Here is an 11,498-nt window from a genome sequence, read left to right as displayed (position 1 = left end):
CGCTCAGCGGCCGATTTCCTTGTTCCAGATCTCGACCCATTTCGGCATGGCACCGGGGATCTCGGCAAAGGGCGGCCAGCGCACGGTATCGACTTTCGGCATCCGCGCGGCCTGCTGCGGATTGTATTCCGCCTTCACGTTCGCGACCGGGTACTGGATCGCCGCCGCCCAGCAGGATTGTGGCCCGGGCGAGAAGGCGAAATCGATGAACTCCCATGCCAGCGGCGAGCCGTTCTTGACCTTCTGGACGACCGTCGGGCTGACGACCCCGCCGGGTTCGGGATAATAGAAGTTCAACGTCTTGAAGCCGCCATCGCGTGCCGCCCAGGCGCGCCCGTCCCAGTAGATGCCGATATCGGCCTCGCCGGATTGCATCTGGGTCAGGAACTGGTTGACGTCGTTCCAGAAGATCACGTTGCCGCTGTCGCGCAGCGCCTTCATCTTGGCGATCGCCGGGGAGATATCGGTGCCCTTGCCGCCGAGGACGTCGTTGAAGTTCCAGATCAGCGCCGTGGGCGTCGTGCTGGCGACGTTGATGCCGGGCAGGGCCGCCTGCCACTCGCCCTTGAGCGTGCGTTCGATGAATTCCGCCCAGGTCTTGGGCGGATTCTTGATCTTCGCCTCGTTATAGGCGAGCCCGGCCGCGCCGAAATGCAGCACCACGGCGTCGCCGCCGACCACGCGCTTCAGCACGTCCGGCACATCGGCGAGATTGGGGACCTTGGCCGGATCGATCGGCTCGACCAGCCCGCGGACCCTGGCGTCCTCGGCTCCGTCCATGAGCGTCAGGAAGACATCGATCGGCGGCTTGCCCGGATTGGCGGCGACCTGGTTGACCCATTGCGCGGGGGTGCCGAGCACGACGTCGACCGTCTTGCCGGTCTTCTTCTGGAAAGGCTCGACATAGCAGGTCCGCAGCGACTTCTCCCAGACGCCGCCGAAGGCGGTAACGGTGAGGTCTGCGGCCCGGGCCGGCGCGCCAAGCGTCAGCACGAGCCCGGCCATGGCCAGCAGCGGCTGGAAGGATGTGAGCGTCTTCATCGTCATTCTCCCCTTTTATGAATGTTGCGCGGCGAGGCTCTTCGTCACGACGGCGAACTCATGAATTTCAGGCCGATGGTGCGCTCGATCAGCAGCAGAACGACGAGCGCGATCGCCATCTGCACCGTTCCGATCGCGGCGATGGCGGGGTCGAACTGGTTCTGCAGATAGCTCAGCATCACCACGGGCAGGGTGCTGGTCTGGGCGCTGCCGAAGAAGAGCGAGAGCGACAGGTTGTCGAGCGAGATCAGCACGGCGAAGAGCATGCCGCTGAAGATGCCGGAGCCGATCAGCGGCAGCGTCACATAGGTGAAGATCTGGCGGCGCGACGCGCCGAGGATCGCGGCCGCCTCCTCGTAATTGCGGCCGATGCCGCGATAGACGGCGACGACCGTCCGCACGACATAGGGGATCGAGACGACCGTGTGCGCGATCAGCAGCGAGGCGAAGGAGATGCCGAGCCCGATCGCCGACAGCTTGTAGAGCAGCGCGATGCCCAGCAGGATCATCGGGATCGAGAGCGGCGCCAGCAGGAAGGTCGAGACCAGGTCGGCGAGGCCCGAGCGGCTGCGCGCCAGGGCGAGCGCGGCCGGCACGCCGAAGAGCGCGGCGAGGGCGGCGGAGGCGCCGGCGAGCTTCAGGCTGAACCAGAGCGAGTCGAGCAGCGGCCGGTATTCGAGCAGCCGGTGGTACCAGCGCAGCGAATAGGACGTGATCGGAAAGGCGACGATCTCGGAATCCGCGAAGGAAACCAGCACGACGAAGACGATCGGCGCCAGCAGGAAGGCGAAGAAGAGCAGGACGAAGGCCAGCAGCAGCAGTGCCGGCAGGCGCCGTTCGAACCGGCGCCACTGGGCGATCGCGGTCATGGCGCACCTCCGTCCCGCCGGATCAGGCGCAGTTGCAGGAACAGCGAGATCACCGCGAGCACCAGCAGCACATTGCCCATCGCTGCGGCGAAGCCGAGATTCTGGACGAGCAGGAACTGCTGGTAGATCAGCAGCGGCAGGGTCACGACGCTGCCGCCGCCGAGCAGCAGCATCGTCAGAAAACTGCCATTGGCCAGCATGAAGACGACGATGGCGCCGGTCGCGATACCATCGATGCTGAGTGGCAGGGTGATCTCGCGGAAGGTGCGCCAGCGGCTGGCGCCGAGCAGCTCCGCCGCCTCTTCCAGCCTCGTATCGATGCCCTTCAGCACCGCGGCGATCGAGATCACCATGAACGGCACCAGGACATGGACAAGCCCGATCGTGACCGCGGAGGGGTCCTGGAGCAGCCGCAGCGGGCGCTCGATCAATCCGAGCGACTGCAGCGTGTTGTTGAGCACGCCGTTGCGGGCGAGGATCACGTTCCAGCCGAAGGTGCGCATGATGATCGAGGTCAGCAGCGGCGCGACCAGAAGAAAGATCATCACGCCATTCCAGCGCCCGGCATGGCGGACCATGAAATAGGCGACGGGATAGCCGATCAGGACGCAGATCACCGTGGCGAGCAGGCTCACCCAGATCGTGCGGGCGAGCACGCCGAGATAATAGCCGTCGGTGAAGAGCTTCACGTAGTAGCCGAGCGACAGGGCCGGCTTGCCGGTGGCGTCCGGGACGTAGAGGCTGTGGAGGCCGTTCTCCACCAGTGGCAGCAGGAAGAACAGCAGCAGGAAGAGGACCGCCGGCAGTACGGGCCAGAGGCCGGCGCCAAGCGAGCGACGACGGCGCCGGACCGGTGCGGCGGCGGCGCTCACGCCGCGCCCTCCCGCCGGGGCTCATCCTCGAGCAGGCGCGCCGTGCCCGGCTGCCAGGAGAGGGCGACCTCGGCCCCGACCGGCAGCGCCGTCTCGCCGACGGGGCCGGTGATCTGGCGATAGGCGATCAGCGGCCGGTCGAGCCCCGGGCGCTGCAGCTGGAAGACATGGGTGGCGCCGCGGAAGACATGGCCGGAGACCGTTGCGCGCGGCGCATCCGCAGGCGCCTCCGCCGCCGGCACGATGCGCAGATGCTCCGGCCGGATGGCGACGAGGGCCGTTGCCCCGGCCGGGCGGCCTGCCGCGTCGGCGACGGCGAAGCCGGGGCCGCCATCGTCGCCGGGAAGCCGGAGCCGCAATCCGCCGGCGTCCGGGCCCATGACGGTACAGGCCATGATGTTGGACGTGCCGAGGAATTCCGAGACGAAGCGGGTGCGCGGATGCTCGTAGACCTCCGTCGGCGAGCCCGTCTGCAGGATCGCCCCGCGGTCCATCACCACGATCATGTCGCTCATGGTGAGCGCCTCTTCCTGGTCATGGGTGACCAGCAGCGTGGTGATGCCGATCTCGCGCTGGAGCTGGCGGATCTCGAACTGCATCTGCTCGCGCAGGTTCTTGTCGAGCGCGCCCAGCGGCTCGTCGAGCAGCAGCATGGAGGGCTCGGTCACCAGCGAGCGGGCGAGCGCCACACGCTGCTGCTGGCCACCCGACAGTTGATGCGGATAGCGATCCGCATGCTGCGGCAGGTGCACGATATCCAGCATCCGGCGCGTGCGCGTCTCGGTCTCTGCCCGGTTGACCCGGGCCATGCGCAGCCCGAAGGCGACGTTCTGCGCCACCGTCATATGCGGGAAGAGGCTGTAGTTCTGGAAGACCATGCCCAGCTTGCGACGCTGAGGCGGATCGTAGGTCCGGTCCTCGCCGCGGATCTGCACCTGGCCCGCATCGGGCAGTTCGAAGCCCGCGACGATCCGAAGCGTCGTCGTCTTGCCGCAGCCGGAGGGGCCGAGCAGGGCGCAAAGCGTCCCGGCCGGAACGTCGAAGGAAGAGGGCTGGAGCGCGACGACGCTGCCGAAGGATTTGCGCACATCGCGCAGCCGCAGGCCCGGCTCGCCCGAAGTGATGGATGACTGCGCCTTTGGCGTCGTTTGCGTCATGGCTTCCCTCTTGGCGAAGAGGCTAAACCAAGAATTTTTCCAGTAGCAAGAGTAAAATTCCGAAACGACAGAATTTTTCGTAAACGACACAAAATTCGGGCGCGGCTGAAGCGAGGCCGGTCAGGGACTGGCTTGCGGTCTTCTGGCGTCAGAGATCCACGAGAACCCAGAGCACGACGGCGTTGGTCGGCCCCTTCGATGTCCAGGTATGTTCGGTCGTCGCGTCGTAATAGACCGAATCGCCTTTGTTGAGTTCGAGCGGTTCGTAGAGGCGGCTGTGAACCATCAGCGTCCCTTCCTGAACCATCACGAAGATCTCGGCGTCCGACTTCGCCCAGGTCGCGTACTCGTCCGGCGAGCGCGCCGTCACCGTGGTCAAGATCGGCGTCGCGCGCTTATTCTTCAGGTCGGCGCACAGCAATACGTTATTGCAGGTCCCGGTGGCGTGCTTGCTGCCGCTGCCGGCCCGGCTGATGCTGCGGCGGCCGGGAAAACCGAACGCCGCGCTATCCTGATCGGCGGATAGCAGCGTCACCAGCTCCACTTCGAGCCCGTGGGCGATGCGCTGCATCGTCGAGATCGTCGGTGAAAGCTCGTTGCGTTCGATCTTCGAGAAGGCCGAAGCCGAGACGCCGGTGAGCGCGCTGACGTCCTGCAGCGTCAGGCGGCGGCTCTTGCGCAGCTTCAGCAGGCGGGCGCCGACATCGACGCCTTTCGGCTCCTCGGCATCGCGTGAGGGCTCGGGCGGCTCGGCCGCGTCGCCCTGCTCAGCCCATGAAAGTTCCGGCATGCTGCCTCTCCGCTGCCTGGTTCGCTTGTTTCTGTCTTAGTCCTCCCGCCGCATGATGAAAAGCCAAGCCGGTCAGTTTGGTTCATGGATTTATCGGATACGACATTTATGTATTTTTATGTTGACAGCCTTCCTGTTGTGCAGGAGGCTTCGCTTCAATGATGCGCCGGCAATGAACCGCGCATGCTCGGCGAGGGGTCGGGCGTGGCGATCGCCTCGGCGGCAGGGATGCTTCGCATGACACTTGCGCACGACCAGTTGAGCGGCCTCTACACGGCCATCGTCACCCCGCTGACCGGCGACGGAGCCGTCGATGTCGAGGGCCTGAAGCAACTCGTTCGCTTCCAGCTCGCGGCCGGCGCCGCCGGCATCGTGCCGATCGGCGGCACGGGCGAGTATCCGGCATTCTCGCGTGACGAGCGCCGCACGATCGTCGCGGCCTGCGTCGAAGCCGCCGGCGGCAAGCCGGTCATTCCGGGCGTGCTCTCGACCGGCTTCGAGGACGCGCTCGAAGCGGGCCGCGACTTCGCGGCCGCCGGTGCGGCCGCCGTCATGACCGTGACGCCCTATTACGCGCCGGGAACGCAGGACGGCATGCGCGCCTATTTCCGGCGTTATCGCGATGCGCTCGATCTGCCGGTGATGCTTTACCAGATTCCGCGCCGCACGACGGTCTCCGCCTTTGCGGATACCGTCCAGGCGATGGCCGAGGACGGCTCGATCATCGGCATGAAGTATTCCTCCTACGACATGCCCGACTTCATCCGCACGGTGAAATATGCCGGCGAAAAGATCGCGATCCTGTCAGGAGAGGAGCCGCTCTTCGCGACCCATACCGCGCTCGGCGCGCGCGGCGGCGTGCTGGCCTCGGCGACGATCTATCCGAAGATCTGGATCGAGATCTTCGAGCTCGCCCGCCAGGGCAAGCTCAAGGAGGCGTTGAAGCTGCAGGACAGGATCGATCCGGTCGTCGACTCGATCTATGTCGAGACCAATCCGGGTCCGCTCAAGCAATACATGGCGCTGGCCGGCATGCCGGTTGGTGGCGTGCGGTTGCCGCTGCAGGGGCCGAGCGACCAGACCATGGCCAAGCTCAAGGTCGCTGCGGCGCAGGCCAAAGCCATCAGCCTCGCCTGAGGAGAGCGGCCGTGCTCGAAGCGCTTCGCGGCATCGTCGGCGACAAGGGGCTGATCACCGATCCGGCCGAGATGGAGCCGTGGCTGGTCGACTGGCGCCAGCGCCGGCGCGGGCATGCGCTCGCCATCGTCCAGCCCGCGTCCACGGCCGAGGTTTCGGCCGTCGTCGCGCTTTGCGCCGCGCAGGAGCAGCCGGTCTTTCCGGTCGGCGGCAATACCGGCCTCTGCTTTGGTGCGGTGCCGGAAAGCGGCCGGGCCGACAAGCCCGGCATCATGCTCTCGCTGCGGCGCATGAACCGCATCCGGGGCGTCGACCGCGCCACCGGCATCGCCACGGTCGATGCCGGTGTGGTTCTCGGCGACCTCCACGATGCAGTGACACAGGCAGGCCGCCAGTTCCCGCTGCATCTCGGCAGCGAGGGCAGCGCCCAGATCGGCGGGTTGATCTCGACCAATGCCGGCGGCACCGGCGTCGTCCGCTACGGGCCGATGCGCGATCTCGTCGCCGGGCTTGAGGTCGTGCTGGCCGACGGCCGCGTGCTGAGCGACCTCGCGGCTTTGCGCAAGGACAATACCGGCTACATGCTGCGCCATCTCTTCATTGGCGCGGAAGGCTCGCTCGGCATCGTCACGGGCGCGGCCCTGCGGCTGCATCCGCAGACCCCGAACACCGCCCATGCCTGGGTCGCTGTCGCTGACCCGGCGCCTGCGGTCGCGCTGCTGGCGGCGCTTCAGGACCGGGCCGGCTCCTACATCCAGGCCTTCGAGCTGGTCTCGGCATCGCAGTTCGAGCTGGTCCGCAAGCACGCGGAGCGGGCGCGCTTCCCCTTCGCGGAAATCCCCGCCTGGTCGGTGCTGATCGAGCTCGGCAGCGAGGACGCGACGACGGCTCTTTCCGGCATCCTCGAAGAGGTCGTCGGCGCCGCGCTCGAGACCGGCGAGGTGCTTGACGCGGTCGTCGCGACCTCGGAGCAGCAGGCGGCCGATTTCTGGCACATCCGCCACTCGGTCTCGGAAGCGAACAAGAAGGAAGGCGTGAGCATCACGCATGACGTCGCGGTGCGCTCGTCGGATGTCGCCCCCTTCATCGCCGCTGCCGACAAGGTCGCCGCGGAGATGTTTCCGCAGGCGCTGACCGAGGTCGTCTGCCATCTCGGCGACGGCAATGTGCATTACATCCTGATGTTCACCCGCGAGTTCTGGGCGGCGCTGTCCGATGCCGAGGCCTTCGCGCTCGATGTCGAGCGGGCGATCCACGATGTCGCGGCACGGTTCGGCGGCACCTTCAGCGCCGAGCACGGTATCGGCCGCAAGCTCACCGAAGAACTGGAGCGTCTCGCCGACCCGCTGCGCTACGAGCTGATGAGCAAGGTCAAGGCGCTGTTCGATCCGCAGAATTTGATGAATCCGGGCGTCCTTCTCGCAAAGGCGAGGTGAGCGCTCGAAACGGATGCGCTGCGGCCTTCGGTGAGGGGGCGCAGGGTCAAGGACATCCGCCGGGGAAGCGGATGCCTGCCTCACCAACCAGGACGAGGCGCGTCCTCGCAAAGCCGGGAGAAGACCATGACGACACGCAGGGATCTGGCAGGCCTCATCGGTGCAGGCGCGGTCGCCGCCGGCGCCATCACGCTCGCTTCCGGCGGCGCCAAGGCGCAAGCCGCCGGGCAGAACACGTTCGATCGCATCATCGCCGGCAAAAAACTGCGGCTGGGCGCCGTCACGTCGAGTGCGCCGTGGTTCGTCAAGGACCCGGCCAGCGGCAAGTGGAGCGGCCACTTCTATACGATCGGCGCCGCGCTGGCGAAGGACATGGATGTCGAGCTCGAACTTGTCGAGACCACCTGGGGCAATGCAGTCCTCGATCTGCAGGCCGACAAGATCGACATCATGTTCGGCCTCAACCCGACACCGAAGCGCGCCATGGCGGTCGATTTCTCGAACCCGGCCTATGACAGCGCGCTCGTCGTCGTCGCCAGGCCCGGCTTCGAGCCCAAGAGCTGGGCCGAGATGAACAAGCCGGAGGTGAAGATCTCGGTTGATCTCGGCTCGGCGCATGACCAGATCGCCACGCTGCTCTGCCCCAAGGCGCAGATCACGCGGTTCAAGACCATCAACGAGGCGATGCTGGCGCTGCGCACCGGGCGCACCGACGCGCAGTGCATCTTCTGGATGGGCGGCGTGCGCGCGGTGAAGGCCGATGCCGCCCTCGGCAAGGTGATCGTGCCGCAGCCCTTCTTCGGTTCGACCTCGAACGCCGCGGTCAGGCGCGAGGTGGACAAGACCTGGCTGTTCTTCGTCAACACCTGGATCGGCTATGCACGCGGGCTCGGCCTTGTCCGCAGCGCGGTGGTCGAGAGCCTGGAGCAGGTCGGCGTGAAGTCGGAAGACATTCCGGCTGGCATCACCCTCTGACGCAACCGCATCGGCTTCCCGCGCCCCGTCGCGGGAAGCCTCGTTTCATTTCCAAACGGCTTTGCCCGCGCAGCCGCGCTGCGGCGGCTGCAGGGGGTCGGCATGCCCTATACTTGGAATTTCGACATCCTCTGGAGCTACCGCTGGATCTTCCTGAGCGGGACCGGCGTCACGATCGCCATCACGATCGCGGTGATCGTGCTCGGCCTCATCGTCGGGCTCGTCGCGGGCATCGCCCAGCTCTCGCGCTCGCCGGTGCTGCGCTGGCTGTCCTGGGCCTATATCGAGATGTTCAGGCTGACGCCGCTGCTCGTGCTGCTGCTCTGGTTCTACTACGCCCTGCCGATCGTGACCGGCATCAAACTCGACGCGCTGACCGCCTCGATCGTGACGCTGACGCTCTATGGCGGCTCCTTCTATGCCGAGGTGATCCGCGGCGGCATCGTCTCGATCGATCCCGGCCAGACGGAAGCAGGCATGGCGCTGGGCATGACGCCGGCGCGGGTGATGCGTCGCATCGTGCTGCCGCAGGCGATCAAGCGGATGATCCCACCGCTGATGAACCAGTCGATCATCCAGTTCAAGAATACCTCGCTCGTCTCGGTGCTTGCCGTGCCCGACCTGCTCTATCAGGGGCAGGTGGCGGCGATGGACACCTATCGCGCGCTCGAGGTCTACACCGTCGTCGCCGCGATCTACGTCATCGTGCTGCTGCCCATGACCGCGATCGTCAAGCAGGCCGAAAAGCGCCTGGCCCAGAGCAATTGAGGAGGCGCCGATGAGCTACAAGATCGAGGTCTCCGGCCTGCGCAAGAGCTTCGGCGCCCTGACCGTGCTGCGCGATATCAATGTCGCGGTCGAGCCTGGCCAGGTGGTCGCGCTGATCGGTCCATCCGGCTCCGGCAAGTCGACGCTGCTGCGTTGTCTCAACCTGCTGGTGATGCCCGATGGCGGGCGCGTCCGGATCGGCCGGGACAGCTTCTCCTTCGGCGACGGCTCGAAGCTGCCGGCGACCGGTGAGCAGGCGCGCTTCCGCTCCAACACCGGCATGGTCTTCCAGCACTTCAATCTCTTTCCGCACATGACGGTAGTCCAGAATGTCATGGAAGGCCCGGTCTCGGTGAAGGCGATGCCGAAGCGGGGCGCCGAGGCGCTGGCGCGCAGGCTGCTCGCCAAGGTGGGCCTGAGCGACAAGGTCGACGTTTTCCCGAACAAGCTCTCGGGCGGGCAAAAGCAGCGCGTCGCCATCGCGCGTGCGCTTGCCATGGAGCCGGAGGTGATGCTCTTCGACGAAGCGACCTCGGCGCTCGACCCCGAGCTCGTGGGAGAGGTGCTGGGCGTCATGCGCGACCTCGCCGCAGAGGGCATGACGATGATCATCGTGACGCATGAAATCGGCTTCGCGCGCGAGGTGGCCGACCGCGTCGTCTTCATGCGCGACGGCGTCATCGTCGAAGAGGGGCCGGCGCGCGACGTGATCGGCGAGCCGAAGCACGAAGCGACGCGGGCCTTCCTCAGCCATTTCCACAATCGCGGCTGAGGCCCGGCCTCAGCCATGCCCGGTCCGAGTTTCGGAAAAAGCCGCCCCTTGCCATGACCGCGACGCGACCTGCCTTTGCCCATATCCGCAACGTCGCCGATGCCCGTCGCGCCGCGGCGCGACGCCTCCCGCGCGGCCTGTTCGCCTATGTCGACCGCGGCAGCGAGGACGAGACCGCGATCGCGCTGAACCGACGGCAGCTCGATGCGATCCGGCTCGCGCCCAAGGTTCTGGTCGACGTTTCGGATATTTCGACGCAGGCGCAGATCCTCGGCCAGGACCAGCCGCTGCCCCTGATCATCGCGCCGACCGCCGTGGCCGGCCTCGTCTGGCATGACGGGGAAATCGCGCTCGCCAGGGCAGCGGCCCGGGCCGGAATTCCCTTCTGCGTCGCGACGCAGTCGATCACCGCGATCGAGCGGATCGCCGCGGAATCCCACGCGCGGCTCTGGTTCCAGCTCTATGTCTGGAAGAGCCGGCAGCGCATGCTCGGCCTGCTCGACCGGGCCTGGGAGGCGGGCGCGGAGACGCTGGTGCTGACCGTCGACACCGCCGTCGCACCCAACCGCGAATACAACGCCCGCAACGGCTTCGGCATTCCCTTGAAGGCATCGTGGCGTGCCGGGCTCGACGTTGTCCTGCATCCGCGCTGGGCCATCGGCGTGATGCTGCGCACCCTGGCGACCGGCAGAGTGCCGACCTATGCACATTATCCCGAAGCCTTCCGCACGAAGCTCGGCCGCGAGGCGATCTCCGAAGAGTTGGCGCTCGCCCGCGACGTGACCTGGGAGGACGTGAAACTGCTGCGCCGGCACTGGCGCGGCAAGCTCGTGCTCAAGGGCATCTTGCGCGCCGACGATGCAATGGCGGCGGCTGCCTGCGGCTGCGACGGCATCGTCGTCTCGAACCATGGCGCCCGCAATCTGGATTGCGCCGTCGGCCCGACCGAGGTGCTGCCGGGCATCGTCGACGCGGTCGGCGATCGCATCGAGATCCTGGCGGATAGCGGCGTGCGGCGCGGGGCCGATATTGCCCGTTTCCTGGCGCTCGGGGCGAAAGGCGTCATGGTTGGAAGGGCCCCGCTCTTCGGCCTTGCGATCGGCGGTGCCGACGGGGCAGGGCGAATCCTCGACCTGCTGGAGGCCGAACTGAGGACCACGATGGGATTCCTGGGCACATTGCGGCCGGCCGGGCTGCACGACGCCGTTCCGGCCGTTCGATAGGATCGCCCGCGTCCTGAAGAGGGCTCCGGGATGCCGGCGGCGCCAGCACGCCGAAGCAAGCGCAGTGGCGTTGCATCCTGGGAGAGCGTGAGGTTGTTCTCCCGGCATTCCGGCAGCTCGAACGCTATCAGCGCTATCACGAGGAAAAGGCCCGCGGCGGCCTTGCCATGACGATGATCGGCGGGCACGTCATCGGCCCGGTCATCGCTGCGACCGAGGCTGACGCGGTCGCGGTCTCGCGCCCCTATGTCGAGGCCCACGCCGGCAGGTTCCTGCGAGCCGACACGCCGGCCTGCAATACCGCCTTCACGAACTTCCTCGTCGCCAGCGGCATGCAGATCCACGACAGCGCCACATCGATGGGGCTGGGACGGGCCCCCTACATGCCGTCGATCCCGGGCGGTCCGCGCCGCATCGCGCTCGCCAGTCAGGCGCTCGGCTAGCGAGGCCAGCCGGAG

Annotated in this window: 12 protein-coding genes; 7 read left to right on the top strand and 5 right to left on the bottom strand. The window is 66.8% G+C overall.

Annotated features, from left to right (window positions below; translation table 11 throughout):
- Window positions 1-3: 3 nt before the first annotated feature.
- The 5 genes from AC1RLU_RS07170 to AC1RLU_RS07150 form a co-directional block, all read right to left on the bottom strand.
- The gene (locus AC1RLU_RS07170) at window positions 4-1,041 is read right to left on the bottom strand and encodes an extracellular solute-binding protein (RefSeq protein WP_492794704.1); all 1,038 of its coding nucleotides are present in this window, start codon (window positions 1,039-1,041) and stop codon (window positions 4-6) included.
- A 44-nt stretch (window positions 1,042-1,085) separates the two neighbouring features.
- Window positions 1,086-1,910 carry an ABC transporter permease gene (locus AC1RLU_RS07165; RefSeq protein ID WP_492794702.1) on the bottom strand — a complete coding sequence of 275 codons (825 nt, stop codon included), beginning with the start codon at window positions 1,908-1,910 and terminating at the stop codon, window positions 1,086-1,088.
- On the bottom strand, window positions 1,907-2,782 hold the full coding sequence (locus AC1RLU_RS07160; RefSeq protein ID WP_492794700.1) for an ABC transporter permease: 876 nt from the start codon (window positions 2,780-2,782) through the stop codon (window positions 1,907-1,909). The genes AC1RLU_RS07165 and AC1RLU_RS07160 overlap by 4 nt, the downstream gene beginning before the upstream one ends.
- Entirely contained in the window at window positions 2,779-3,939 is a 1,161-nt protein-coding gene (locus tag AC1RLU_RS07155; RefSeq protein ID WP_492794698.1) for an ABC transporter ATP-binding protein, read from the bottom strand. The genes AC1RLU_RS07160 and AC1RLU_RS07155 overlap by 4 nt, the downstream gene beginning before the upstream one ends.
- 148 nt (window positions 3,940-4,087) lie before the next feature.
- Entirely contained in the window at window positions 4,088-4,729 is a 642-nt protein-coding gene (locus AC1RLU_RS07150; protein WP_492794697.1) for a helix-turn-helix domain-containing protein, read from the bottom strand.
- A gap of 237 nt (window positions 4,730-4,966) precedes the next feature.
- On the opposite strand from AC1RLU_RS07150, the gene dapA reads away from it, so the two are divergent.
- From dapA to AC1RLU_RS07115, 7 genes are all read left to right on the top strand, one after another.
- Window positions 4,967-5,866 (top strand): 4-hydroxy-tetrahydrodipicolinate synthase, encoded by a 900-nt coding sequence (dapA, locus tag AC1RLU_RS07145; protein WP_492794696.1) that lies wholly within the window; start codon window positions 4,967-4,969, stop codon window positions 5,864-5,866.
- An 11-nt stretch (window positions 5,867-5,877) separates the two neighbouring features.
- Window positions 5,878-7,302, top strand: coding sequence for an FAD-binding oxidoreductase (locus AC1RLU_RS07140; protein ID WP_492794694.1), 1,425 nt, complete (start codon window positions 5,878-5,880; stop codon window positions 7,300-7,302).
- A 126-nt stretch (window positions 7,303-7,428) separates the two neighbouring features.
- Window positions 7,429-8,277 carry a transporter substrate-binding domain-containing protein gene (locus AC1RLU_RS07135; RefSeq protein WP_492794693.1) on the top strand — a complete coding sequence of 283 codons (849 nt, stop codon included), beginning with the start codon at window positions 7,429-7,431 and terminating at the stop codon, window positions 8,275-8,277.
- 102 nt (window positions 8,278-8,379) lie between these two features.
- Window positions 8,380-9,045, top strand: coding sequence for an amino acid ABC transporter permease (locus tag AC1RLU_RS07130; protein WP_454032689.1), 666 nt, complete (start codon window positions 8,380-8,382; stop codon window positions 9,043-9,045).
- A 10-nt stretch (window positions 9,046-9,055) separates the two neighbouring features.
- Window positions 9,056-9,817 carry an amino acid ABC transporter ATP-binding protein gene (locus AC1RLU_RS07125; protein ID WP_492794691.1) on the top strand — a complete coding sequence of 254 codons (762 nt, stop codon included), beginning with the start codon at window positions 9,056-9,058 and terminating at the stop codon, window positions 9,815-9,817.
- 53 nt (window positions 9,818-9,870) lie between these two features.
- Window positions 9,871-11,040 (top strand): alpha-hydroxy acid oxidase, encoded by a 1,170-nt coding sequence (locus tag AC1RLU_RS07120; protein WP_492794690.1) that lies wholly within the window; start codon window positions 9,871-9,873, stop codon window positions 11,038-11,040.
- Between the two features lie 74 nt (window positions 11,041-11,114).
- Window positions 11,115-11,483, top strand: a complete 369-nt coding sequence (locus tag AC1RLU_RS07115; protein ID WP_492795234.1) for a GNAT family N-acetyltransferase — start codon at window positions 11,115-11,117, stop codon at window positions 11,481-11,483.
- Window positions 11,484-11,498 lie beyond the last annotated feature (15 nt).

It is taken from the genome of Allobosea sp. GW822-FHT05A11 (assembly GCF_058800455.1).
This window is presented reverse-complemented; position numbering and strand designations above follow the sequence as displayed.

Coding starts and splice junctions, on each gene's coding strand:
- AC1RLU_RS07130 (WP_454032689.1), top strand. CDS start 8,380: ATGCCCTATACTTGGAATTTCGACATCCTCTGGAGCTACCGCTGGATC.
- AC1RLU_RS07120 (WP_492794690.1), top strand. CDS start 9,871: ATGACCGCGACGCGACCTGCCTTTGCCCATATCCGCAACGTCGCCGAT.
- AC1RLU_RS07135 (WP_492794693.1), top strand. CDS start 7,429: ATGACGACACGCAGGGATCTGGCAGGCCTCATCGGTGCAGGCGCGGTC.
- AC1RLU_RS07150 (WP_492794697.1), bottom strand. CDS start 4,729: ATGCCGGAACTTTCATGGGCTGAGCAGGGCGACGCGGCCGAGCCGCCC.
- AC1RLU_RS07125 (WP_492794691.1), top strand. CDS start 9,056: ATGAGCTACAAGATCGAGGTCTCCGGCCTGCGCAAGAGCTTCGGCGCC.
- dapA (WP_492794696.1), top strand. CDS start 4,967: ATGACACTTGCGCACGACCAGTTGAGCGGCCTCTACACGGCCATCGTC.
- AC1RLU_RS07165 (WP_492794702.1), bottom strand. CDS start 1,910: ATGACCGCGATCGCCCAGTGGCGCCGGTTCGAACGGCGCCTGCCGGCA.
- AC1RLU_RS07155 (WP_492794698.1), bottom strand. CDS start 3,939: ATGACGCAAACGACGCCAAAGGCGCAGTCATCCATCACTTCGGGCGAG.
- AC1RLU_RS07170 (WP_492794704.1), bottom strand. CDS start 1,041: ATGAAGACGCTCACATCCTTCCAGCCGCTGCTGGCCATGGCCGGGCTC.